A 22,334-nucleotide genomic window follows, 5' to 3' on the forward strand; every position below is an offset into this window, starting at 1 on the left:
GCCGGGGTATCAACATATCTGGCGTTGACTTTTGGCACGCTGTTGAGTTCTCAAGGAACGGACGCTTCCTTTGTACTCACCCTCGCGGGCTTTCCTCCGGGCTTTCGTTCGGTATTTCGTGTTTCCGACTCTATCAGACTCTTTCGTGTCCGACTTCCTCGGCGCTTTCCAGTTCTTCGCTTTCGCGTTTCCCTTTCGGCGTGGTCACTACTTTAGCGGATTTCCCTTGCGGCTCATAATCGAGCCGCTGAGCAGGAATTCGGGCATGCCGAAATCGAACCCGTCAGGGAAGTCGTAGGTAGTGGTTGGCCGCTTCGAGGTGCTTCGGCCGGCTCGAAAGCCGGTGCCGACAGCAGTGCCCGTGTCAAGCGGCTCGGGCCACATTAGGCGTCCGCCGGGGCCACGTCAAGTTCGTCGGCGGCGTGGGGTGTGAGCCCGGAAGGGGCTGACGGTGGGGTCTCCGTCGATCCAGAAACGCCAGGGGTGGTTCGCGCCGTCGCCGCCCACTCCGGTGCGCGGACCGTTCTGCACCAGGTCAGCGGGGGCGGGGGTGCCGTGCAGTACAGAGAGAGGGGAGTCGGGGCCGGCGCAGAGGTCGGTGCCGTCCAGGGTGCGGTCGATGGCCAGTCCCGTGGCGAGGCGTGCCGGGCCTTTGGCCAGTTCGTTGTCGTTTCGGGCCGAGAGTCGTCGCTTACGTACGAACTCCTGGCCGCGCGTCACCTCTCCCCCGCGCAGGAGGACGCCGCTGGCTGTGTGCTCCTGACCGCAGACCAGGTTGAGGCTGAACCACATGCCGTAGATGAAGTAGACGTACGCGTGACCTGGTGGGCCGAACATCGACGCGTTGCGCTGGGTCTTTCCGCGGTAGGCGTGCGATCCGGGGTCGCCCGGGCCGTCGTAGGCCTCGACCTCAGTGATGCGGAGTTCGATCGGGCCGTCTTCGGTCAGTCGTACGAGAGTGCGGCCCAGTAGGTCGGGGGCGACCTCCAGTACGGGGCGGTCGAAGAACGTCCTGGGGAGCGGCGTACGGTCGGGGTCCGTGATCATGCCCTCCGAGCGTAGTGGATGTCGTCCGTTCGGGTAGGTGGCCTTGGGGTACGCGCTTTGCCAGGGTGAGGGCCACGGAACCGGGCGTGGTCCTTCCGCGTTTGTACTGGTCAGAGTCAGAACCAAAGATCTGGGGAGAAGTCATGGGCTTCAAGAAGTTGCTCGCGAGCTTGGGTGCCGGGGGCGCGTCGGTGGAGACGGTGCTGACCGAGGCGAACGTCGTACCTGGCGGTGTGGTCCAGGGCGAGGTGCGTATCCAGGGCGGCTCGGTCGATCAGCAGATCGAGGGGCTCTCCGTCGGTCTGCAGGCGCGCGTCGAGGTCGAGGGCGGTGACCAGGAGGTCAAGCAGGACATCGAGTTCACCAAGCAGCGGCTCGGTGGTGCCTTCGAGGTCAAGGCCGGCGCGGTGCATGTGGTGCCGTTCGGGCTGGAGATCCCCTGGGAGACGCCGATCACCAGCATCGCCGGTCAGCAGCTGCACGGCATGAACATCGGCGTGACTACGGAGCTGGAGATCGCGCGGGCCGTGGACTCGAGTGACCTGGACCCGATCAATGTGCACCCGCTGCCGGCGCAGCAGGCGATCCTGGACGCCTTCGTACAGCTGGGCTTCCGCTTCAAGAGCGCGGACATGGAGCGCGGCCACATCCGGGGGACGCGTCAGCGCCTGCCCTTCTACCAGGAGATCGAGTTCCAGCCGCCGCAGCAGTACCGCGGGCTGAACCAGGTCGAGCTGACCTTCGTCGCGGACGACCGCGAGATGGACGTCGTCCTGGAGATGGACAAGAAGCCTGGGCTCTTCAGTGAGAGCAGCGACTCCTACCGGGCCTTCAAGGTCGGGCTGAACGACTTCCAGGGAACGGACTGGGTCGCCTACCTCAACCAGTGGCTCGCCCAGGTCGGCGGTCAGCGCAACTGGCTCTAGGCTCGGGAGCCGTCAGGCAGTCAGGCACAGCAGACAGTCCAATCGGAGGTTCCACACGTGTCCGAGGCGAAGAGGCCGCCGCTTCCCCATGACTTCCATCCGCCCGTGCCCTCGTTCACTGTGGTGAGTGAGGATGTCGCCGACGGGGCGGTACTGAAGGACGCTCAGGTGTACGCGGAGGGCAATACGTCGCCGCACCTGCGGTGGGAGGGTTTTCCCGCCGGGACCAAGAGCTTTGCCGTGACGTGCTTCGATCCCGACGCGCCGACCGGCAGCGGGTTCTGGCACTGGACCGTATTCGACATTCCGGCGTCCGTGACGGAGCTGCCTGCCGGGGCGGGCAGCGGGAAGTTCGAGGGGTTGCCGCAGGGCGCCGTTCAGGCCCGTAACGACTACGGGTCGAAGGACTTCGGCGGGGCGGCGCCGCCTGCGGGCGAGAAGCACCGCTATGTGTTCACCGTGTACGCGGTGGACACGGAGAAGCTCGGTCCTGACGCCGATACCTCCCCCGCCGCTGTGGGATTCAACCTGCGTTTCCACACGCTCGGGCGTGCGCAGCTGGTCGCCGAATACGAGGCGCCCGCGGCGAGTTGACCGTTCACTTTCTGTTTGCCCGTCCCTGGTCTTGGAAGAGATCAGGGACGGGCATCTTTTTATTGCGTTGTCCATCTCGGTGTGCCCGGTCAGAGTTGATCCAAGTCCGCTACGGGGCGGGCCGGCGCAGGGAGGGTGGGCAAGATGCGGGACACGCTGGTACTGAACGCGAGCTTCGAGCCGCTGTCTACGGTGACGCTGAACCGGGCGGTGGTGCTTGTCCTCACGGACAAGGCCGTCGTCGAAAAGGCCCGTCCCGGACTGCTGATGCGCGCGGCCGCCGTGGAGCTTCCGGTGCCGCAGGTGATCAGGTTGTGCCGTTATGTCCGGGTGCCTTTCCGAAGACAGGCACCGTGGTCGAGGCGCGGTGTGCTGATACGGGACCAGCACCGGTGCGCGTACTGCGGCCGGCGGGCCACCACCGTCGACCACGTGGTGCCGAAGGCTCAGGGTGGCGGGGACGGCTGGCTGAATACGGTGGCGTCCTGCGCGGAGGACAACCACCGCAAGGCCGACCGTACGCCGGACGAGGCGGGGATGCCGCTGCTGCGCCGGCCGTTCGTTCCCTCGCCCGCCGACGCGATGCTGCTGGCGCTGGGAGCGCATGAGCGGTCCGTGCTGCCCGACGGTGTCTCCCCTGCTCGTACGGAGCTGAAGGACTGGGGATGGCTGGCGAAGTCGGCGTAGGTACGCACCGGTCGTGAGCCCGCCTTCGTTCGGAGGCGGGCTTCTGTACGTCGGGTCAGCGCAGCACCAGTTGGACGATCGCGACCGTGCCCACGGCCACGATCAGAGCGCGCAGGGTGGTCGGTGGCAGGCGGCGGCCGATCTTGGCTCCGAGCTGGCCGCCGAGGGTGGAGCCGACCGCGATGAGGGCCACGGCCGTCCAGTCCAGTTCGGCGGCGAAGACGAAGAAGGTCGCGGCGACGGTGTTGACGATCGCGGCGAGGACGTTCTTGGTGGCGTTCACGCGTTGCAGGGTGTCGGTGAGCAGCATGCCCATCAGGGCGACGTAGATGATCCCCTGCGCCGCGGTGAAGTAGCCGCCGTACACGCTGGCGATCAGCAAGCCGGTGATGAGGAGCGGGCCGCCGTCGGGATCGGCGTGGGAGCCGTTGCGCTCGCGGCGGCGCTGGACGGCCTTGGTGATCCGGGGCTGCAGGATCACCAGGACGAGGGCGAGACCGACGAGGACCGGAACGATCGTCTCGAAGGCGGTCGGTGGCAGCGCGAGGAGCAGTACGGCTCCGCAGATGCCTCCGACGGCGGCGGCCGCGCCGAGGCGCAGGATGCGGCGGCGCTGGCCGGTGAGCTCCTTGCGGTAACCGATGGCGCCGCTGATCGAGCCGGGGATCAGGCCGAGGGCGTTGGAGACGGTCGCGGTCACCGGCGGAAGGCCGGTGGCGAGCAGCACCGGGAAGGTGATGAGGGTTCCAGAACCGACGATGGTGTTGATGGTCCCCGCGCCCACGCCCGCGGCGAAGACGGCGAGCATCTCCCAGATGGTCACGGTGTGCCCTTCGTGCATGATCGTTGCTTGGTGCACCGATCATGCACGACGGGGGGCCGGCGCGGTCGACGGGGGCGGTCGACGAGGGTCGGCCGACGGGGTCAGTCGATAGGGGGGTCCTGGCGGCGCTCCTGGCCCGTGTTGAAGCCGGGGGCGCCACCGCTGAAGTTGCCGAAGGCGCCGCTGAGGCCCTTGAGTGCGTCGCCGATCTCGCTGGGCACGATCCAGAGCTTGTTGGCGTCGCCCTCGGCGATCTTCGGGAGCATCTGGAGGTACTGGTACGAGAGCAGCTTCTGGTCGGGGTCGCCCGCGTGGATGGACTCGAAGACCGTACGGATGGCTTGTGCCTCGCCCTCGGCGCGCAGCGCGGACGCCTTGGCCTCACCCTCGGCGCGCAGGATCGCGGACTGCTTCTCACCTTCGGCCGTGAGGATCGCGGACTGCCTGATGCCCTCGGCGGTGAGGATCGCCGCGCGCTTGTCGCGGTCGGCGCGCATCTGCTTCTCCATCGAGTCCTGGATGGAGGTCGGCGGCTCGATCGCCTTGAGCTCGACGCGGTTGACGCGGATGCCCCACTTGCCGGTGGCCTCGTCGAGGACTCCGCGCAGCGCCGCGTTGATCTCCTCGCGCGAGGTCAGGGTCCGCTCCAGGTCCATGCCGCCGATGATGTTGCGGAGGGTGGTGACGGTGAGCTGCTCGATGGCCTGGATGTAACTGGCGACTTCGTACGTCGCGGCCCGGGCGTCGGTGACCTGGTAGTAGATGACGGTGTCGATGTTGACGACCAGGTTGTCCTGGGTGATCACCGGCTGGGGCGGGAAGGGCACGACCTGTTCGCGGAGGTCGATCCGGTTGCGGATCGAGTCGATGAACGGGACGACGATGTTGAGGCCCGCGTTGAGGGTGCGCGTGTAGCGGCCGAAGCGCTCCACGATGGCGGCGCTGGCCTGCGGGATGACCTGGATCGTCTTGATCAGGGCGATGAATACCAGCACCACCAGAATGATCAGGACGATGATGACGGATGACATCGCGTTTCCCGTGCCCTTCGTGTCGTGCTTCTCGGGAGACCGGCCAGGCCGTGGGCCGTGACGCGGAGGATCTGATGATCAATCTTCCCAGAACGCGGGTCGGTGTGCGGGGTGTTCGGCTTACCTGGCCGGGTTACGTCGCTATGGCGTCGCATCAGTACGGCGTCACGCATCGCCACGGCGTCACATCACCACGGCCGTTGCTCCGTCGATCTCGACGACGTCGACCTGCTGGCCCGGTTCGAAGCTCTGGTCCGCGTCGAGGGACCGGGCGGACCACACTTCGCCGGCGAGTTTGATCCGGCCGCCGCTGCCGTCGACCCGTTCGAGCACCAGGGCCTGACGGCCTCTCAGCGCGTCGATGCCGGTGCGGTGTTGGGGCCGGTCGGAGCGGTGCCGGGCGGCTATCGGGCGTACGACCGCGATCAGTGCGACCGAGACGGCGGCGAAGACCAGCACCTGGGCGACCATTCCGCCGCCCAGGCCCGCAGTCACGGCGCCGGCGACCGCGCCTGCCGACAGCATTCCGAATTCAGGCATCGCTGTCACCACGAGCGGAATTCCCAGCCCGACAGCGCCGATCAGCCACCACACCCATGCGTCGATGTCCACATGGTCATGGTAGGTGCGGGTGGTCTTCGCGGACAGGGCGCGGGCATGGCGGAGGAGTGTCAGCGGAAGGTCAGGTGAGCGGCAGGCCCTGGGCCGTCCAGCGGTCGGACCTGCGCTCGACGACGAGCGGGAGGCCGAAGCAGAGGGAGAGGTTGCGGGAGGTCAGTTCGGTCTCCACGGGGCCCGCGGCGAGGACCTTGCCCTGGCGGATCATCAGGACGTGGGTGAAGCCGGGGGCGATCTCCTCGACATGGTGCGTCACCATGATCATCGAGGGGGCGTACGGGTCGCGGGCGAGGCGGCCGAGGCGGCGGACGAGGTCCTCGCGGCCACCGAGGTCGAGACCGGCGGCCGGCTCGTCGAGGAGCAGCAGCTCGGGGTCGGTCATCATCGCGCGGGCGATCATCGTGCGCTTGCGCTCGCCCTCGGAGAGCGTGCCGAACTTCCGGTCGAGGTAGTCCGTCATGCCGAGGCGGTCGAGGAAGGCGCGGGCGCGCTGCTCGTCGACCTCGTCGTAGTTCTCGTGCCAGGTGGCGGTCATGCCGTACGCCGCGGTGAGCACCGTCTGGAGAACGGTCTGGCGGCGGGGCAGCTTGTCGGCCAGCGCGATGCCGGCCATGCCGATGCGGGGGCGGAGATCGAAGACGTCGGTGCCGGGGCTGCCGAGCGTCTCACCGAGGATCTTGGTGCTGCCGGTGGTCGGGAAGAGGTAACTGGAGGCGACGTTCAGCAGGGTGGTCTTTCCGGCGCCGTTGGGGCCGAGGATCACCCAGCGCTCACCCTCCTTGACCGACCAGGAGACGTCTTCCACCAGAGCGCGTCCGTCGCGGACCACGGATACGTCCACCAGCTCCAGTACATCGCTCATGAGCGCGTTGTCTCCCCATGCAGTCTCGAGAATGTCGGGTGCGCCTTGTGCCTGTAGGCACAGCTCCCAGGGGAAAACCTACGCCACCGGTCGAGTGGGCCGACTGCTAGGTCCATTACCCGGGCCATTACCTAGGCTGGGGCCATGCTTTCCGAACCTCGCTCAGGACGTCTGGCCGCATGGGGAAATGCCCTTTTGGCCGGAGTTGCTTCGCCGGATCACGTCGCGCTCGCCATTGTCGGGGAGGACGCGGTGCACCGGGTGGAAGGTGTGCCCGGGGAGGCGGGGCCGGTCGGGCTCACGCTGGCGCTGGGGCGGTTGCGGGCGCTCGGGACCACCGGATTCCGGGTGGCGCTGCCCGCGCCGGGGCATCCGCTGGGGCTCAGCGGACCGCCGGAGTTCAACGCGCGGGCGCTGGAGGCGGAGGAGGCGGTGGTCTGCTCCGGCGCGGCGTACGGGCTGGTGCCGGAGGTGTACGAAGTGGGGCCGGCCGGGGACGTACGCGTCGAGGTGATGTGGCACTGCCTCGCCGTACGGGAGGCTCCGCCTGCCGATGTGCCCTCGCTCGGGGAGGCCGAGCGGGAGCTCGCGGAGGCGCTCCGGGATGCGACGGCGGTGCTGTCGCGGCTCGACGTGGCGGGGTCGGGTCCGGTGGCGGAGGCGGCGATCGACGCGTACCGGGCGCGGGTGGAAGGCGGCGGGGGCGAGGTGCTGGCTCCCGGATATCCACCGCGCGCGGTACGGGTGCTGGAGCTGGCGCAGCGGGTGGGGCTGCTCATTTCCGTGGCGCACGAGAACGGGCACGGGGGTGCGGTGAGCGCGTCGGAGATGGCGGCTCGGGGGGAGGCGCTGCGGCCGGTGGAGCGGGTGGCGCGGCGGGCGCAGGTGGCGGCGTACAACGCGTGGGTGGAGGAGCGGGAGCGGGGCGGGCTGTAGGGCTTGCAGGGCTGTAGTGTGCGGCCGGCCCCCAGGCGCTGTCGGGGCGCCTGGGGGCCGGGGGGTCACCGCTTGACCTGGGTGGGGTCAGTGGTTGACGCCGTGGTTCCCGAAGGCCGGGTTGAGGGCGCCGATGACGTTGACGGTGTTGCCGACGGCGTTCACCGGGACGTGGACCGGGACCTGGACCAGGTTGCCGGAGCCGACGCCCGGCGAGTGGACGGCCTTGCCGTGGGCGTGCGCACCGCCTTCGGTGGCGGACGCAACACCGGCGCCGGCGGCGATGAGGCCACCCGCGACCATGGTGACGGCAGCGGCCTTCTTCAGGTTCTTCACTTCAGGATCCTCCTAGACGTCGCTGCGGCCAGCCGCCGCAGCACGCCATGAAGAACGGGTCACCGGCCGATCGGATGCGCCATTCGGGGGACATACACCCGACGGTATGAATCTCGGACCGGGACGTAGACCGTCCGATTAACCCGTAATCCCATGTCGCACGGCCCACAGGGCAGCCTGGGTGCGGTCGGACAGGTCCAGCTTCATCAGAATGTTCGAGACGTGTGTCTTGACTGTCTTCTCGGAGAGGACCAGGGCGCGGGCGATCTCCCGGTTGGAGCGGCCGTCCGCGATCAGCGTCAGCACTTCGCGTTCCCGTTCGGTGAGCGTGCTGCCCCGGCCCGTGCCGCCGTTGCCCTCGTCCTGCGCGAGCAGGGCGCCCGCGACCTCCGGCTGGAGGAGGACATGGCCCGCGTGTACGGAGCGGATGGCGCCGGCCAGGGCGTCCGGGTCCACGTCCTTGTAGACGTAGCCCGAGGCGCCCGCGCGCAGGGCGGGGACGACGGTGCGCTGCTCGGTGAAGCTGGTGACGATCAGCACCTTGGCGGGGTTGGCCAGTTCACGGAGTTTGCGCAGGGCGTCGATGCCGTCGGTGCCCGGCATCTTGATGTCCATGAGTACGACGTCGGGGCGCAGCTCCTCGGCGCGGGCCACGCCTTCGGCGCCGTCGCCGGCCTCGCCGACGACCTCGATGTCGTCCTGGATCTCCAGGAAGGTGCGCAGGCCCCGGCGTACCACCTGGTGATCGTCGACGAGCAGTACGCGGATGCCGTTCTTCGCCGGTCGTGCGGCCGCCTCAGCCACCGGGGACCTCCATCTCGATCGTGGTGCCCTTGCCGGGCGCCGATTCCACGGTGAGCCTGCCGCCCGCTCCGCCGGCCCGGTCGCGCATCGAGACCAGACCGAGGTGGCGGCCCGCCCTGCGTACGGTCTTCGGGTCGAAGCCGCTGCCGTCGTCCGTCACTCTCAGTCGGGCGCCCTGGCCGCTCTTTTCCAGTACGACGTCGACGTGGGCGGCGCCGGAGTGGCGCAGTGCGTTGTGCAGTGCCTCCTGGGCGACCCGCAGGAGGGCTTCCTCCTGGGCGGCGGGCAGGGCCCGTACTCCGCCGCTGTGGAAGGTGACCCGGGCGGTGTGGGCGCGGTCCATGACCTGGATCTGGGTGCGCAGGGTGGCGATCAGGCCGTCCTCGTCGAGGGCGGCGGGGCGCAGCTCGACGACGGCGGCGCGCAGTTCGTCGGCCGCCTCGGCGGCCAGCGCGGCCACCTGCTGGAGTTCGCCCTTGGCGCGGGCCGGGTCGCGGTCGACGAGGGCGGCGGCGGCCTGGGCGGTCAGGCGCAGGGAGAAGAGCTTCTGGCTCACGGCGTCGTGGAGTTCGTGGGCCAGGCGGGAGCGTTCCTCGGCGATGGTCAGCTCGCGGCTGCGCTCGTAGAGGCGGGCGTTGGTGAGGGCGATCGCGGCGTGCTGGGCGAGCATGCCGAGGAGTTCCTCGTCGTCCTCGGTGAAGCCGCACGCTCCGTCGGGCTTGGGGCAGCGCTTGTTGGCGAGGAAGAGGGCGCCGATGACGTCGTCGCCGTCGCGGATGGGCAGGCCGAGGAAATCGGACATCTCGGGGTGCGCGGCGGGCCAGCCCTCGAAGCGCGGGTCCTTGCGTACGTCGGCGAGGCGCTCGGTGTCGGCGCCGTGCAGCATCGCGGCGAGGATGCCGTGCTGGCGGGGCAGCGGGCCGATGGCCTTCCACTGCTCGTCGCTGACGCCGTCGACCACGAACTGGGCGAAGCCGCCGTGGTCGTCGGGGACGCCCAGTGCGGCGTACTCGGCGTCGAGGAGCTCGCGGGCGGAGGCCACGATCGTCTTGAGGACGTCGCGCACCTCCAGGTGCCGGCTCATGGCGAGCAGGGCGGTGCTCACGGCGGTGAGGCCGGAGCGGGGGGATGTGGTCTCCCCTGCTCGATGGGCCGCTGCTCGATGGGCCCCTGCTCGATGGGTCATGTGATCACCGTACCGGCGTGGTCCGGCCGTCGTATCGGACCTGCGGAGGCCCTGCTTAGGGCGCAGGACGTAGGTCTGTGTGCCTGGTCGGTGGGCGTAGGCCGAAGTGCCCTGATGCGGTGGGGCCTGCGCATGAGGCGCCGGGAGGGGGCTGGTTCCTAGGTTGAAGGCACTCGATGCGGCGAAGGCGCGACGAAGATCAAGGGGAACGGTTGTCATGGCGGTTGCGATCATCACGGGCGCTTCGAAGGGGCTGGGGCGGGCGCTGGCGACGGCGCTCGCCCAGCGGGGCTGGGACCTGGTGCTGGACGCCAGGACCGGGAACGCGCTGGAGGACGCGGCTCGGGAGGCGCGTAAGTACGGGACGCGGGTGGTGGCCGTCGCGGGAGACGTCACCGACGCGGCGCACCGGGCGGAGCTGGTGGCCGCCGCGCGCGGGCTGGGCGGACTGGATCTGCTGGTGAACAACGCGAGCGCGCTGGGGGCGGAGCCGCTCGTACGGCTGGCGGAGCTGCCCCTGGAGGGGCTGCGGGCGGCGCTGGAGACGAATGTGGTGGCGGCGCTCGGGCTCGTACGGGAAGCGCTGCCGCTGCTGCGGGCGGGCCGCGACGGGGACGGCGGCGCGGTGGTCTCGGTGAGTTCGGACGCGGCGGTGGAGGCGTACGGGACCTGGGGCGGTTACGGGGCTTCGAAGGCGGCGCTCGACCAGCTGTCGGCGGTGCTGGCGGCCGAGGAGCCGGGGCTGCGGGTGTGGGCCGTCGATCCGGGTGACATGCGGACGGACCTGTACGCGGCCGCCGTGCCGGACGACGACGCGTGGCGGCCGGAGCCCGCTGCGGCGGTCCCGGCGTTTCTGCGGCTGCTCGACGAGCGACCCCGGCGCGCGAGCGGGCGGTACGTGGTGTCGGCGCTGGTGGAGACGGAGGGGGACCGATGAGGGACGCGATCACGTGCCGGCCGGAGCAGGAGGCCGGCGGCGACGGAGCGACGGCGGGCGGGGTCGGTGCGTTGCGGGTGCCGGAGGAGCTTTCGGCCCGGGTGCCCGCCGAGGAGCGCGGCTCGGGGCGGGACGACGTGCGGCTGTTGGTGTCGCGGGGCACGGAGGTCTCACATCACGTGTTCCGGGAGCTGGCGGGGCTGCTGCGGGCCGGAGACGTGCTGGTGGTGAATACGTCGCCCACGCTGGCGGCGGCGGTGGACGGGCGGGTGGCGGTGGCGCCCGGCGGCCCGGCCACTGGCCCGGGAGATCGCGTGGTGGTGCACTTCTCCACCGAAGGCGACGACCGGCGCTGGGCCGTCGAGCTGCGCGGCCCCTTGGAGACCGGGGCGACACGGCCGCTTCGCGGCGGGCCCGCCGGGACCGCGGTCCGGCTGCCGGGCGGCCGGAGGCTGGTGCTGGAGGAGCCCGTCGGGGCGGGCGGGGAGCGGTTGTGGTGGGCCCGGGTGTCCGGCGGTGACGTGCCGGGACTGCTGCGCCGGTACGGGCGGCCCATCCGGTACGGGTATACGGAGCGGGACCAGCCGCTGTCGGCGTACCAGACGGTCTTCGCGCTGCCCTCCCCCGACGGGGCGGGCTCGGCCGAGATGCCGAGCGCGGGGCGGCCCTTCACGGCGGCGATGGTGGCGGAGCTGGTGAGCCGGGGCGTGCAGTTCGCGCCGCTCACCCTTCATACGGGGGTCGCTTCGGCCGAGGCCCACGAGCCGCCGTACCCGGAGCGTTTCGAGGTGCCCGCTTCGACGGCGTGGCTGGTGAACGCGGCGCGGGCGGGCGGCGGGCGGATCGTCGCGGTCGGGACGACGGCCGTGCGGGCGCTGGAGTCGGCGGCCGGGCCCGACGGGGTGGTGCGTGCGGCGAAGGGCTGGACGGCTCTGGTGGTCACGCCGGAGCGGGGCGTGCGTGTCGTGGACGGGCTGCTGACCGGGCTGCACGAGCCGCAGGCGTCGCATCTGCTGATGCTGGAGGCGGTGGCGGGAGGGGCCGCGTTGCGCCGCGGATACGCCGAGGCGCTGAGCCATCTCTACCTCTGGCACGAGTTCGGCGACGTACATCTCGTCCTCCCGGAGGAGACCGCCGCAGAGCGCTCACTCTGAGCATCGCACGAGCAACTACTGGTGAGTTCGTTACGTGCCCGATGTGAGCCCGCGCATAGGACACACGTCACTTACGAAGGGGCGTAGTTGTTGCATAAGGGGCGTCTGGGCTGGGTATCGCCCCGCGTCAGGCCCTTGCGCCAGGGGCCTCGTCCACTACCGGGGATCGTACGTCACACCTTTGCCACAGGATTTTGCGGACGCTAACAATGGCTGCCGTCGCGGACTCCGCGACTTCCGCTATTCGAAGAGGTACGTCTGCATGTCCGCGTCTCGCACCCCTGGCTATAGCCGCCTGAACCTGAACAAGAACCACAAGTTCTCGATCGCCGGTGTCGCCGCCCTCGGCGCCGCCGCCCTCACGTTCTCGCTCGTCCCTGGCAACGCGTCGGCCGAGGCCGACACGAAGTCCGTGGCCGCCACCGCTCCGGTGGCGTGGTCGGCAGCAGCCGGCAGTGTCCAGGCCAAGACAGTGCACACGAGCATCACGCAGCAGCAGGTCGGCGCCGACAAGGTGGCCAAGGCTGTGGCCGAGGCCCGCGCGAAGGCCGACGCGAAGGCCGAGGCGGCCGCCAAGGCCAAGGCCGCTGCCGACGCCAAGGCCAAGGCCGAGGCGAAGAAGCGCGCCGACGAGCGTGCGGCCGCGAGCCGCGCCGCCGCGCGCAAGCCGGTCTACGCGAACAACCTCGACGGGTGGATCCGTGAGGCGATGTCCATCATGAAGAAGCACAACATCCCCGGCTCCTACGAGGGCATCCACCGCAACATCATCCGCGAGTCCGCCGGCGACCCGCGCGCGATCAACAACTGGGACATCAACGCCATCAACGGCATCCCGTCCAAGGGTCTGCTCCAGGTCATCAAGCCGACCTTCGACGCGTACCACGTCCCCGGCACGAAGCACGACCAGTACGACCCGGTCGCCAACATCGTCGCCGCCTGCAACTACGCGGCCGACCGCTACGGCTCCATGGACAACGTCAACAGCGCCTACTGAGCCTGACGACGTCCGAGAGTGTGCGAAAGGGCGGCACCCCCCTGGGGTGCCGCCCTTCGGCGTGTCCGGTGCGGCGCCGTTACTTGCGCATGACCTCCGGCTCGTGGCGGCGCAGCAGGCGCACCACCACGAAGCCGCAGAGGACGCCGATGCCGAGCAGCACGCCCATGTCGAGCATCCACTGCCCCGCGGTGTGCTCCCACAGCCCGTCGAGGTTGAGCGGGTCCCACGGCATGGTGACGTTGAGCTGCGCCGTGGTGCCGAGCGCGGCGACGGCCCAGCGCGACGGCATGAGCCAGGCGACCTGCTCGATGCCCGGGCTGTCGTGGAGCTGGAAAAGGACACCGGTGAAGACCACCTGGACGATCGCGAACATCACCAGCAGCGGCATCGTCTTCTCGGCGGTCTTCACCAGCGCGGAGATGATCAGACCGAACATCATCGAGGTGAAGCCGAGCGCGCTGATGACGATCGTCATCTCGATGACCGGGGTGTCCTCGAAGATGACACCCTCGGCCGGCAGCTTCGAGCGGGCGCCGAAGCCGATCGCCGCGATGATCACGCCCTGGAGGGCGGTGATGAACCCGAGGACGATGACCTTGGACATGAGGTACGCCGAGCGGGACAGGCCGGTGGCCCTCTCGCGCTCGTAGATGACCCGTTCCTTGATCAGTTCACGGACGGAGTTGGCGGCGCCGGAGAAGCACGCGCCGACCGCGAGGATCAGCAGGATCGTGCCGGCGTCCTTGTTGATCAGTCTGTTCCTCTCCGGACCGAAGCCCAGACCGCTGTCCGCCGGGATCACGGTGCTGACGATGCCCAGGACCGCCGGGAGGATCAGCATGAGGCCGATGAAGCCCTTGTCGGACACGATCACCGACACATAGCGGCGGATCAGGGTCCACAGCTGTGAGCCCCAGCTCTGCGGCTTGGGCGGGCGCATCTGCTGCGCCGGCGGCATGTGTACGGGCTGCGCGGCGACGGCGTCGATGTCCGCGGCGTACATCTGGTAGTGCTGGGAGCCGCGCCAGCGGCCCGCCCAGTCATAGTCGCGGTAGTTCTCGAAGGCGGAGAAGACGTCGGCCCAGGTGCTGTAGCCGAAGAAGTTCAGTGCTTCCTCCGGCGGACCGAAGTAGGCGACGGACCCGCCGGGCGCCATGACGAGGAGCTTGTCGCAGATCGCGAGCTCGGCCACGGAGTGGGTGACGACGAGGACCGTACGGCCGTCGTCGGCGAGGCCGCGCAGCAGCTGCATGACGTCGCGGTCCATGCCCGGGTCGAGACCGGACGTCGGCTCGTCGAGGAAGATGAGCGACGGCTTGGTCAGGAGCTCCAGGGCCACGGAGACGCGCTTGCGCTGGCCACCGGAGAGGGAGGTGACCTTCTTCTCCTTGTGGATGTCCAGCTTGAGCTCGCCGAGGACCTCGTTGATGCGCTGTTCGCGCTCGGCCTCCGTGGTGTCCGCGGGGAAGCGGAGCTTGGCGGCGTACTTGAGGGCCTTCTTGACGGTCAGTTCCTTGTGCAGGATGTCGTCCTGCGGGACCAGGCCGATGCGCTGGCGGAGTTCGGCGAACTGCTTGTAGAGGTTGCGGTTGTCGTAGAGGACGTCGCCCTGGTTGGCGGGCCGGTAGCCGGTGAGCGCCTTGAGCAGGGTGGACTTGCCGGAGCCCGAGGGGCCGATGACGGCGATGAGCGACTTCTCCGGTACGCCGAAGGAGACGTCCTTGAGGATCTGCTTGCCGCCGTCGACCGTCACCGTGAGGTGGCGGGCGGAGAAGGAGACCTCGCCGGTGTCGACGAACTCCTCGAGGCGGTCCCCGACGAGGCGGAACGTCGAGTGGCCGACGCCGACGATGTCGCTGGGGCCGAGCAGCACGGTGCCGGACTTGGGGATCGGCTGGCCGTTGACGTACGTGCCGTTGTGGCTGCCGAGGTCGCGGATCTGGAACCGGCCGTCGGGCGTCGCGGTGAACTCGGCGTGCAGTCGGGAGACCTGGAGGTCGGAGACGACCAGTTCGTTCTCCAGGGCACGGCCGATCCGCATCACGCGGCCCATGGAGACCTGGTGGAACGTCGTCGGGCTGCGGTCACCGTACACCGGCGGAGCCCCCGCGACACCGCCGGCCGGGCCGCCCTGCTGGTGCGGCACTTGCGCCTGGGGCGCTTGCTGCCATGCCTGCTGGGGCTGCTGCTGGTTGTGCTGATTCTGCGCCGCGTCCTGTGGATGGGGCTGGTGCGGCTGGTGCGGTGCCTGGGCTGCCCAGCCGGGAGCGCCCTGCTGCTGAGGTGCCTGCTGGGGCGCCGCCTGCTGCTGAGGTGCCTGTTGCTGGGCCATGGCGCCCTGCCCGCTGGGCACACCCGCGCCGGACAGGTTGAGCCGCGGGCCGTCGGTGGCGTTGCCGAGGTGCACGGCGGAGCCGGGGCCGATCTCCATCTGGTGGATCCGCTGGCCCTGTACGTACGTGCCGTTGGTGCTGCCGTGGTCCTCGATGACCCAACTGCGGCCGCCCCAGCTGACGGTGGCATGCCGCCACGAGACCCTGGCGTCGTCGATCACCACATCGCCCTGCGGATCACGTCCGAGGGTGTACGACCTGGACGGATCGAGCGTCCAGGTCCTTCCATTCAATTCCAGTACGAGTTCCGGCACTCCGCGCCCCACTAGTTGTCCCCCGAGTTACCCCCGTCGCAGGGAGTCTAGGGATGCTGAACATCGGGAGGAACTATTTCAGGCCCGGTCCCGAATTAGAAAGTCGAGCCCTGTGAAGACCGCGCACGGCTGCCCCCGTTGACGTGGGAGAAATACCTCCGGAGAGTGGTAAGCACGCATGAGTACGTACGGATCATGCGCGAATAGAACAACATAGGACAGTTCAGCACGGATCGGGGGGCCCTGATGAGTGCGAGCGGCCGGAGCGGCGTGCGGTGGGGCGATGTGCTGCTTGCCGCTGTTGCCGCGGTGAGCTGGGCGTTGGTGGGCATGGCCGGTGTCGCGGCCCTCGGGCTCCATCTGCTGGGCGCGGATTCGGCGGGGTCGCTCGGGCCGATGACGGCGGCTGTAGTGGTGCTGGGGGCGGGTGGTTCGGTCAGCCCGTCCGGCGATGTCTCGGCGTTCGGCCTCGACGGTGCGGAGGCGACGACCGCCGTCGACATCGCGCCACTCGGGGTGGGGCTGGCGGGCGCTTTCCTTCTTTCGTTCTTCTTCCTGAGGTCCCTGCGCGGTGTGGGGAAATTGATTTCCGTGAGTGAACTGGCCGCCAGGGCGGGGGCGGTGGCCGTGCTGTTCGTCGCCACGATGGGCGGGCTCGCCCGGGCGGGGCACGACGTCATCACGATCGACGGCGACGCGTTCGAACTCGACAAGGTGCCGAGGAAGGATGTGCCCCGGGAAGTCGACGAGTTACTGCCCGACGGGCTCGGACTCGGGGACATCGGCGGGCTGCTGCCCGACCGGCTGGCCGGCCTCGCGGACGCGAAGGCGTCGGTCGGCTTCACCGTCAATACCGGCGAGACGCTGGTGGGTGCGTCCTGCTGGGTGCTCGGGGTGCTCGTCGTCGCGCTGCTCGCCTCGCGTCGTACGCCGCTGCCGCGTGGGTGGGACGCGGTGCACCGGGTCGTACGGCCGGCCGTGTCCGCTGTGGTCACGGTGCTCGTGGTCGCGGTTCTCGCGGGGCTCACCGCAGCGGCGTACGCGGCGGCCGGCGACGAGAACCCGAAGCGGATCGTGGGGGCGGCGCTGCTCGGGGCGCCCAACGGGGTGTGGCTCGGGATCCCGCTCGGGCTGTTCGTGCCGTGGAGCGGCGAGGCGACGGGCGAGATGGCGAAGCTGCTGCCGGACCCGCTGGACGAGCTGCTGCGGGTGAACGCCGACGAGCCGGTGACGCTGGGGCGGCTAGCGGAGCTGGACGGGCGGGTGTGGCTGCTGGGTGTCGCGGCCGCGCTGATGATGCTGTACGCCGGTGCGCTCACGGCGGCGCGTACGCCGCGGGGCGGGGGCGAGCTGTCGGTGGCGGGGTTCGCTGGGCGGTGCGCGGTGCGGCTGGGGGTGGCGGCGGGGGTCGCGCTGCCGCTGCTGGTGTGGCTGACGGGCGTATCCGCCGACGCGTCACTGTCGGTGCTGGGGATCGACGCGTTCGGCGCGGGGATCGAGCTGCACGGAAGCATGGGGATGGCGCTGCTGCTGGGTGCGGTGTGGGGGGTGGGCGCGGGAGGCGTGGGGGCGCTGCTGGCGTGTGGGACGGGGGCGGCGGGGGGCCGGGTGGCTGCGATGGCTTCGGGGCGCGGGGCGGATGGTGGTGGTGCGGGTGGCGCTGGTGCGGGTGGGCGGACGTACCCGGACCCGGCGTACGTGCCGGGTCCGTACCGGCCCTCCCCCGGGTATCGGCCTCCGCACCGGGAGACGAATCCTTACCTGCGGGCGCCGGAGGATGTACATGGGGCGCCGACTGTGGTGGGGCCGATGGTCCCGCCCCCGCCCCGACGGCCCCGACCGCTGCTTCCGCCCCCGTCCCGGCGGCCCCGGCCGGTGCCTCCACCTCCTCCGGAGGAGGGCCCGCCGCCGCCGGGGCCACCGGGACGGGGGCGCTGACCGGGCCCTGCGGGACTGTCCCCGTACCCACCCCCTCCCGCTGTGTACCGCGCGCCTCCGCCGCGTGAGTGGCTCCACCCCGGACCCCGGTCCTCAAACGCCGGACGGGCTGGATGCGCCGGACGCCTCCGCCGTACCGGTCGGGCGCACGGACCGGACGGGACGGGTGTGCCGGGCGCCCCCGGGCCGGGGCCGGGGCGCAGGCCAGGGGCTGGGGCGCGCAGCGGGGTCTGGTTGTGGCGGGGGCGGGGGGCGGTGTCCGGTCCTCGGGACGGGAGGTGAGGGTGGTGGAGGGGCCCGATACGGTAGAGGCATCATGAGCGCATCTCAGCCCAGTCTGCCCAGCCAGTCCACTGACGCTGCCCCGACCCTTCTCGTCAAGATCTTCGGGAAGGACCGTCCCGGAATCACCGCCGGGCTCTTCGACACGCTTGCCGCCTACGACGTCGATGTGGTCGACATCGAGCAGGTCGTCACCCGTGGCCGCATCGTCCTGTGCGCCCTCGTCACCGAGCCGGCCGTGAGCACCTCCGGTGAGCTGCGTGCCACCGTGCACAGCTGGGCCGACTCGCTCAGGCTCCAGGCCGAGATCATCTCCGGTACGGGCGACAACCGGCCGCGCGGAAGCGGGCGTTCGCATGTCACCGTGCTCGGGCACCCGCTCACCGCGGAGTCGACCGCCGCCATAGCGGCCACGATCACCGGTACCGGCGGCAACATCGACCGTATTTTCCGGCTCGCCAAGTACCCGGTCACCGCAGTGGAGTTCGCGGTGTCCGGTACGGAGACCGAGCCCCTGCGCACCGCCCTCGCACTGGAGGCCGCCGAGCTCGGCATCGATGTGGCCGTGGTGTCGGCGGGGCTGCACCGCCGCGCCCAGCGCCTTGTCGTGATGGACGTGGATTCCACGCTCATCCAGGACGAGGTCATCGAGCTGTTCGCGGCGCACGCGGGCTGCGAGGACAAGGTCGCCGAGGTGACCGCCCAGGCGATGCGCGGCGAGCTGGACTTCGAGCAGTCGCTGCACGCGCGCGTGGCGCTGCTCGCCGGGCTCGACGCCGATGTCGTGGACAAGGTGCGGCAGGAAGTACGGCTCACCCCCGGCGCTCGCACCCTGATCCGTACGCTCAAGCGGCTCGGGTACCAAGTGGGCGTCGTATCGGGTGGGTTCACCCAGGTCACCGATGACCTGAAGGAGCGGCTCGGGCTGGACTTCGCGTCCGCCAACACGCTGGAGATCGTCGACGGAAAGCTCACCGGCCGTGTCGTCGGTGAGATCGTGGACCGTGCGGGCAAGGCCCGGCTGCTGCGCCGCTTCGCCGCCGAGGCGGGCGTACCGCTGGCCCAGACCGTCGCGGTCGGCGACGGCGCGAACGATCTCGACATGCTGAACGCGGCGGGCCTCGGCGTCGCCTTCAACGCCAAGCCCGTCGTGCGCGAGGCCGCCGACACCGCCGTGAATGTGCCCTTCCTGGACACCGTGCTGTACCTGCTCGGCGTCACCCGTGAAGAGGTGGAGGCCGCCGACGGCCTGGCCGAGTGAACGCGTGCGTGCGTGCATGAGTGAGTGAGCTTGTTGAGGCCCCGGTGCGGATGCGCGCCGGGGCCTTCGTGCTCACGTACCGGAAAAGGGAGACGGCCTCAGTCGTGCGGGGCCCAGTAGTCCAGCAGCTTGCCCACGCCGTGTTCCACGGACTTCCAGGAGCCGGTGAAGCCGACGATCGCGAACGACGCGGTCGGGAAGCCGCTCTTGGTCATGCGGGCCATCGCGTCGGCCTCGCCGCTGCCCGCGAGCGCGTCGGCGGCCGCGTGCATGCTGGGGTTGTGTCCGATGACGAGGAGGTCGTTCACCTCGTCCGGAGTCTCGTTCAGGAGCGCGAGAACGTCGCCGAGGGTGGCCTCGTACAGCCGCTCCTCGTAGACGGTCTTGGGACGCCGCGGCATTTCCTGTACGGCCAGCTTCCAGGTCTCACGGGTCCTGGTCGCGGTCGAGCACAGAGCCAGGTCGAAGGTGATGCCCGTGTCCGCCAGCCGGTGGCCTGCGACCGGGGCGTCCTTGCGGCCGCGGTCGGCGAGCGGCCGATCGTGGTCGGACACCTGCGGCCAGTCGGCCTTCGCATGCCGGAGTAGGACGATCCTGCGGGGTGTATCGACGCTCATGCATCCCAGCTTCGCACGAATCCCGCCACGGGGCGCAGGGTGTTGGCGGGCTGCCCCAGCACGGGTGAACGGGTTGCCACGGCTAGTGGGACAGGGTCTGCTGGATGCGCTCCACGAAGTGCGCGAGGGCCGGGTCGCCGGGCGCCGCGTGCGCCTCGCCCGGCCCGGCGATCAGCAGCAGCAGGACAGCGAAGGCGAGGGCGGGGAGGGCGAGGGCCCACCACGGGAGCCGGGTGTCGATGCCGGAGGCCGTGGAGTTGGTCCTGGGGTGTGCGCGGGCCGCCATGACCGCCTCCGTTTTCACTGTTCGGCTGATGTACGCCGAACCTACGGAGTGCGCGCGCGGGAACCCATCCGGTGACCCACCCACTTCACCCTGACCCTGGCCCCCTAGGGGATGGTGGGACAGCCCCACCATCGGAGTGCCGGAGCATCGGGGCTTACGGCGAGGCCAGCGAGGCGATGATCGCGATGATCACCGTGATGCCGAGCATCGCGCCGAGCACGAGCAGCAGCTTCTTCTGGCCGTTCTGGGGATTGGGGTCGAGTACAGGCATACGGCCAGTCTCGCACCCTTTGTACGCCCGGCCGCGGCCGGGTCAGCCGAGCTCGTCCTCGATCGTGCGGTTGCGTCCGGCAAGCACGCCGACCACCAGCTGCGGCACCATCAGGCCCGCCATGAGGCCGATCGGCAGGCCCCAGCTGCCGCTGTGCTGGTAGAGCACGCCGACCAGCAGCGGCCCGGGGATCGAGATGAGGTAGCCGGTGCTCTGTGCGAAGGCGGAGAGGCGTACGACGCCCGCGCCGCTCTTCGCCCGCATGCCGATCATGGTGAGGGCGAGCGGGAAGGCACAGTTGGAGACGCCGAGCAGCAGGGCCCACGCCCAGGCCCCGGCGGCCGGGGCGAGGTAGAGGCCGGCGTAACCCATGAGACCGCAAAGGCCGAGGGCGACGACGATCGGGCCCTGGTTGCGCATGCGGGAGGCGACGCGCGGGATGACGAACGCGAGCGGTATGCCCATGGCCATGGTCACGGCGAGCAGCACACCGGCCGTGCCCGCGGAGACTCCCGCGTCGCGGAAGATCTGCGGCATCCAGCCCATGGTGATGTACGCCGCGGTGGCCTGGAGGCCGAAGTAACAGGCGAGCGCCCACGCCGTACGGCTGCGGGTGATACTCAGGGCGGGGGCGGGGGCGGGGGCGGGGGCGCCGCCCTGCTCCTGGGCGGTGGTGCGGGTCTTCGGCGCCCGGGTGCTGGAGTGGGTGGTGAGGACGAGCCAGGGCAGTACGGCGACGGCGGCCAGAGTGCCCCACACGGCGAGGCCGGTCTGCCAACTGCCGCCCAGCGCACGGGTCATGGGGACGGTGGCGGCCGCGGCGAGCGCGGTGCCGAGCGCGAGGGCCATCGAGTAGAGCCCGGTCATCTGGCCGACGCGGTCGGGGAACCAGCGCTTGACGATGACGGGCATGAGGATGTTGCTCACCGCGATGCCCATGAGGGCGAGCGCGCTGGCGGCCAGGAATCCCGCCGTACCGCCGAGGTAGGAGCGGATGAACAGGCCGGCCGCGATGGCCGCCATGCCCGCGCAGACGATCGCGCCGGGGCCGAAGCGGCGGGCCAGCCGCGGGGCGGTGAGGCCGAAGACCGCGAAACAGAGCGGCGGCACGGACGTCAGGAGGCCGGCGACGCTGCCGCTCATGCCGAGTCCGGTACGGACCTCTTCGAGGAGCGGGCCGAGGCTGGTGATGGCCGGGCGGAGGTTGAGCGCGGCGAGAACGAGTCCGAGGATCACGAGCCGGGTGCCCCAGGCCGACCGCGGCTGCGGCTGCTCCTGGCGTACGGAGGCTGCTGGGGCGGGGTTCAGGGTTCGGGTCTCGTCTCGGGACATGGTGACCATCATAGAATCATGGGATGATTGGTTGTCCAATTGGTCCTCCCATCCCGAACCAGGAGCACGAACACCATGGCGCTGACCTCACCCCGGCGTTCGGCACTCTCCGACCAGGTGATCACCGAGCTGCGCAACCAGATCACCTCGGGCGAGTGGCCGGTGGGGTCACGCATTCCGACCGAGCCCGAGCTGGTCGAGCAGCTGGGCGTGGCCCGCAACACCGTCCGGGAGGCGGTGCGTGCGCTGGCGCACAACGGGCTGCTGGACATCCGGCAGGGGTCCGGTACGTACGTCATCGCCACCAGTGAGCTGGCCGGCGTCATGCACCGCCGGTTCGCGGACGCCGACCCGCGCCATATCGCGGAGCTGCGCTCGACCCTGGAGTCGTCGGCGGCCCGGCTGGCGGCGGAGCGGCGTACGGAGCGTGATGTGCGGCAGCTCGACGCGGTGCTCGCGCGGCGCGAGGAGGCGTGGGCCTCGGGCGACGCAGAGCTGTTCGTCCGCGCGGACGCGACGCTGCACCTGGCCGTCGTCGCCGCCTCGCACAACGACGTGCTCATCGGGCTGTACGCCGACCTCGGCGACCTGTTGCGCGACTGGCTGCGCGACGACGTGGGGCAGGAGCTGCGCCCGGAGGACCACATGGACCACGGGCGGCTGATCGAGGCGATCCGCGCGCGGGACGCGGAGACGGCGGCCACGGAGGCGGCGGGTTACTCGCTCAAGTGCCTCGGGGACCGGGTGTAGGAGGCCGCC

Annotated in this window: 23 protein-coding genes; 10 read left to right on the forward strand and 13 right to left on the reverse strand. The window is 70.2% G+C overall.

Annotated elements, in window-relative coordinates; translation table 11 throughout:
- Window positions 1-405: 405 nt before the first annotated feature.
- Entirely contained in the window at window positions 406-1,047 is a 642-nt protein-coding gene (locus J7E91_RS26860) for a DNA-3-methyladenine glycosylase (protein ID WP_214909051.1), read from the reverse strand.
- 143 nt (window positions 1,048-1,190) lie between these two features.
- On the opposite strand from J7E91_RS26860, the gene J7E91_RS26865 reads away from it, so the two are divergent.
- The 3 genes from J7E91_RS26865 (at window position 1,191) to J7E91_RS26875 (ending at window position 3,254) form a co-directional block, all read left to right on the forward strand.
- Window positions 1,191-1,973, forward strand: coding sequence for a sporulation protein (locus J7E91_RS26865; RefSeq protein WP_214909052.1), 783 nt, complete (start codon window positions 1,191-1,193; stop codon window positions 1,971-1,973).
- 57 nt (window positions 1,974-2,030) lie between these two features.
- Window positions 2,031-2,567 carry a YbhB/YbcL family Raf kinase inhibitor-like protein gene (locus tag J7E91_RS26870; protein ID WP_214909053.1) on the forward strand — a complete coding sequence of 179 codons (537 nt, stop codon included), beginning with the start codon at window positions 2,031-2,033 and terminating at the stop codon, window positions 2,565-2,567.
- A 144-nt stretch (window positions 2,568-2,711) separates the two neighbouring features.
- Window positions 2,712-3,254, forward strand: coding sequence for an HNH endonuclease (locus J7E91_RS26875; RefSeq protein WP_214909054.1), 543 nt, complete (start codon window positions 2,712-2,714; stop codon window positions 3,252-3,254).
- A gap of 55 nt (window positions 3,255-3,309) precedes the next feature.
- Here the strand turns inward: J7E91_RS26875 and J7E91_RS26880 are convergent, their stop codons facing one another.
- The 4 genes from J7E91_RS26880 to J7E91_RS26895 all read right to left on the reverse strand — a co-directional run bounded on the left by J7E91_RS26880 (window position 3,310) and on the right by J7E91_RS26895 (window position 6,588).
- Window positions 3,310-4,077: a sulfite exporter TauE/SafE family protein gene (locus J7E91_RS26880; protein WP_214909056.1), complete on the reverse strand. Its 768-nt coding sequence runs from the start codon at window positions 4,075-4,077 to the stop codon at window positions 3,310-3,312.
- A 101-nt stretch (window positions 4,078-4,178) separates the two neighbouring features.
- Window positions 4,179-5,108 (reverse strand): SPFH domain-containing protein, encoded by a 930-nt coding sequence (locus J7E91_RS26885; RefSeq protein WP_214909057.1) that lies wholly within the window; start codon window positions 5,106-5,108, stop codon window positions 4,179-4,181.
- A gap of 183 nt (window positions 5,109-5,291) precedes the next feature.
- Window positions 5,292-5,720 (reverse strand): NfeD family protein, encoded by a 429-nt coding sequence (locus J7E91_RS26890; RefSeq protein ID WP_214909058.1) that lies wholly within the window; start codon window positions 5,718-5,720, stop codon window positions 5,292-5,294.
- 70 nt (window positions 5,721-5,790) lie between these two features.
- A complete protein-coding gene (locus J7E91_RS26895) occupies window positions 5,791-6,588 on the reverse strand; it encodes an ABC transporter ATP-binding protein (protein ID WP_214909059.1) in 798 nt (265 codons plus the stop codon).
- Window positions 6,589-6,732: 144 nt separating this feature from the next.
- Here J7E91_RS26895 and J7E91_RS26900 point away from each other — a divergent pair, with 144 nt between their 5' ends.
- A complete protein-coding gene (locus J7E91_RS26900) occupies window positions 6,733-7,524 on the forward strand; it encodes a hypothetical protein (protein ID WP_214909060.1) in 792 nt (263 codons plus the stop codon).
- 87 nt (window positions 7,525-7,611) lie between these two features.
- Here J7E91_RS26900 and chpE read toward each other — a convergent pair whose 3' ends face one another.
- From chpE to J7E91_RS26915, 3 genes are all read right to left on the reverse strand, one after another.
- Window positions 7,612-7,860 (reverse strand): chaplin ChpE, encoded by a 249-nt coding sequence (chpE, locus tag J7E91_RS26905; protein WP_214909062.1) that lies wholly within the window; start codon window positions 7,858-7,860, stop codon window positions 7,612-7,614.
- Window positions 7,861-7,998: 138 nt separating this feature from the next.
- Window positions 7,999-8,664 carry a response regulator transcription factor gene (locus J7E91_RS26910; RefSeq protein ID WP_308377202.1) on the reverse strand — a complete coding sequence of 222 codons (666 nt, stop codon included), beginning with the start codon at window positions 8,662-8,664 and terminating at the stop codon, window positions 7,999-8,001.
- Window positions 8,657-9,850: a GAF domain-containing sensor histidine kinase gene (locus J7E91_RS26915; RefSeq protein WP_374224784.1), complete on the reverse strand. Its 1,194-nt coding sequence runs from the start codon at window positions 9,848-9,850 to the stop codon at window positions 8,657-8,659. Before J7E91_RS26915 ends, J7E91_RS26910 begins: the two co-directional genes overlap by 8 nt.
- Window positions 9,851-10,067: 217 nt before the next feature.
- Between J7E91_RS26915 and J7E91_RS26920 the strand changes: the two genes are divergently transcribed.
- The 3 genes from J7E91_RS26920 to J7E91_RS26930 all read left to right on the forward strand — a co-directional run bounded on the left by J7E91_RS26920 (window position 10,068) and on the right by J7E91_RS26930 (window position 12,938).
- Entirely contained in the window at window positions 10,068-10,787 is a 720-nt protein-coding gene (locus J7E91_RS26920; RefSeq protein WP_214909064.1) for an SDR family oxidoreductase, read from the forward strand.
- Window positions 10,784-11,941, forward strand: coding sequence for an S-adenosylmethionine:tRNA ribosyltransferase-isomerase (locus tag J7E91_RS26925; protein ID WP_214909066.1), 1,158 nt, complete (start codon window positions 10,784-10,786; stop codon window positions 11,939-11,941). The genes J7E91_RS26920 and J7E91_RS26925 overlap by 4 nt, the downstream gene beginning before the upstream one ends.
- Window positions 11,942-12,203: 262 nt before the next feature.
- Entirely contained in the window at window positions 12,204-12,938 is a 735-nt protein-coding gene (locus J7E91_RS26930; protein WP_214909068.1) for a transglycosylase SLT domain-containing protein, read from the forward strand.
- Window positions 12,939-13,017: 79 nt separating this feature from the next.
- Here the strand turns inward: J7E91_RS26930 and J7E91_RS26935 are convergent, their stop codons facing one another.
- Window positions 13,018-15,588, reverse strand: coding sequence for an FHA domain-containing protein (locus J7E91_RS26935; protein ID WP_214909069.1), 2,571 nt, complete (start codon window positions 15,586-15,588; stop codon window positions 13,018-13,020).
- Between the two features lie 246 nt (window positions 15,589-15,834).
- On the opposite strand from J7E91_RS26935, the gene J7E91_RS26940 reads away from it, so the two are divergent.
- Together J7E91_RS26940 and serB are read left to right on the forward strand one after the other, a co-directional pair.
- Entirely contained in the window at window positions 15,835-17,526 is a 1,692-nt protein-coding gene (locus J7E91_RS26940) for a streptophobe family protein (RefSeq protein WP_214909070.1), read from the forward strand.
- Between the two features lie 316 nt (window positions 17,527-17,842).
- On the forward strand, window positions 17,843-19,069 hold the full coding sequence (gene serB / locus J7E91_RS26945) for a phosphoserine phosphatase SerB (protein ID WP_214909071.1): 1,227 nt from the start codon (window positions 17,843-17,845) through the stop codon (window positions 19,067-19,069).
- 98 nt (window positions 19,070-19,167) lie between these two features.
- Here the strand turns inward: serB and J7E91_RS26950 are convergent, their stop codons facing one another.
- From J7E91_RS26950 to J7E91_RS26960, 4 genes are all read right to left on the reverse strand, one after another.
- Window positions 19,168-19,686 carry a histidine phosphatase family protein gene (locus J7E91_RS26950; RefSeq protein WP_214909072.1) on the reverse strand — a complete coding sequence of 173 codons (519 nt, stop codon included), beginning with the start codon at window positions 19,684-19,686 and terminating at the stop codon, window positions 19,168-19,170.
- A gap of 82 nt (window positions 19,687-19,768) precedes the next feature.
- Complete coding sequence (locus tag J7E91_RS26955; protein ID WP_214909074.1) at window positions 19,769-19,972, reverse strand: hypothetical protein; 204 nt, start codon at window positions 19,970-19,972, stop codon at window positions 19,769-19,771.
- Window positions 19,973-20,126: 154 nt separating this feature from the next.
- Window positions 20,127-20,243: an SGM_5486 family transporter-associated protein gene (locus tag J7E91_RS36250; protein WP_251016312.1), complete on the reverse strand. Its 117-nt coding sequence runs from the start codon at window positions 20,241-20,243 to the stop codon at window positions 20,127-20,129.
- A gap of 42 nt (window positions 20,244-20,285) precedes the next feature.
- Window positions 20,286-21,575, reverse strand: a complete 1,290-nt coding sequence (locus J7E91_RS26960; RefSeq protein WP_214909075.1) for a CynX/NimT family MFS transporter — start codon at window positions 21,573-21,575, stop codon at window positions 20,286-20,288.
- 75 nt (window positions 21,576-21,650) lie between these two features.
- On the opposite strand from J7E91_RS26960, the gene J7E91_RS26965 reads away from it, so the two are divergent.
- Window positions 21,651-22,325 carry a FadR/GntR family transcriptional regulator gene (locus J7E91_RS26965; protein WP_214909076.1) on the forward strand — a complete coding sequence of 225 codons (675 nt, stop codon included), beginning with the start codon at window positions 21,651-21,653 and terminating at the stop codon, window positions 22,323-22,325.
- The last annotated feature ends 9 nt before the right edge of the window (window positions 22,326-22,334 follow it).

The sequence above is a fragment of the Streptomyces sp. ISL-99 genome, from assembly GCF_018614005.1.
Classification (GTDB): domain Bacteria; phylum Actinomycetota; class Actinomycetes; order Streptomycetales; family Streptomycetaceae; genus Streptomyces; species Streptomyces flavidovirens.

Bases quoted from the DNA above. Each gene is read 5' to 3' on its own strand.
- J7E91_RS26860 (WP_214909051.1), bottom strand. From the start codon at position 1,047: ATGATCACGGACCCCGACCGTACGCCGCTCCCCAGGACGTTCTTCGAC.
- J7E91_RS26865 (WP_214909052.1), top strand. From the start codon at position 1,191: ATGGGCTTCAAGAAGTTGCTCGCGAGCTTGGGTGCCGGGGGCGCGTCG.
- J7E91_RS26875 (WP_214909054.1), top strand. From the start codon at position 2,712: ATGCGGGACACGCTGGTACTGAACGCGAGCTTCGAGCCGCTGTCTACG.
- J7E91_RS26885 (WP_214909057.1), bottom strand. From the start codon at position 5,108: ATGTCATCCGTCATCATCGTCCTGATCATTCTGGTGGTGCTGGTATTC.
- J7E91_RS26895 (WP_214909059.1), bottom strand. From the start codon at position 6,588: ATGAGCGATGTACTGGAGCTGGTGGACGTATCCGTGGTCCGCGACGGA.
- J7E91_RS26900 (WP_214909060.1), top strand. From the start codon at position 6,733: ATGCTTTCCGAACCTCGCTCAGGACGTCTGGCCGCATGGGGAAATGCC.
- J7E91_RS26915 (WP_374224784.1), bottom strand. From the start codon at position 9,850: ATGACCCATCGAGCAGGGGCCCATCGAGCAGCGGCCCATCGAGCAGGG.
- J7E91_RS26920 (WP_214909064.1), top strand. From the start codon at position 10,068: ATGGCGGTTGCGATCATCACGGGCGCTTCGAAGGGGCTGGGGCGGGCG.
- J7E91_RS26925 (WP_214909066.1), top strand. From the start codon at position 10,784: ATGAGGGACGCGATCACGTGCCGGCCGGAGCAGGAGGCCGGCGGCGAC.
- J7E91_RS26930 (WP_214909068.1), top strand. From the start codon at position 12,204: ATGTCCGCGTCTCGCACCCCTGGCTATAGCCGCCTGAACCTGAACAAG.
- J7E91_RS26940 (WP_214909070.1), top strand. From the start codon at position 15,835: ATGAGTGCGAGCGGCCGGAGCGGCGTGCGGTGGGGCGATGTGCTGCTT.
- serB (WP_214909071.1), top strand. From the start codon at position 17,843: ATGAGCGCATCTCAGCCCAGTCTGCCCAGCCAGTCCACTGACGCTGCC.
- J7E91_RS26950 (WP_214909072.1), bottom strand. From the start codon at position 19,686: ATGAGCGTCGATACACCCCGCAGGATCGTCCTACTCCGGCATGCGAAG.
- J7E91_RS26955 (WP_214909074.1), bottom strand. From the start codon at position 19,972: ATGGCGGCCCGCGCACACCCCAGGACCAACTCCACGGCCTCCGGCATC.
- J7E91_RS36250 (WP_251016312.1), bottom strand. From the start codon at position 20,243: ATGCCTGTACTCGACCCCAATCCCCAGAACGGCCAGAAGAAGCTGCTG.
- J7E91_RS26960 (WP_214909075.1), bottom strand. From the start codon at position 21,575: ATGTCCCGAGACGAGACCCGAACCCTGAACCCCGCCCCAGCAGCCTCC.
- J7E91_RS26965 (WP_214909076.1), top strand. From the start codon at position 21,651: ATGGCGCTGACCTCACCCCGGCGTTCGGCACTCTCCGACCAGGTGATC.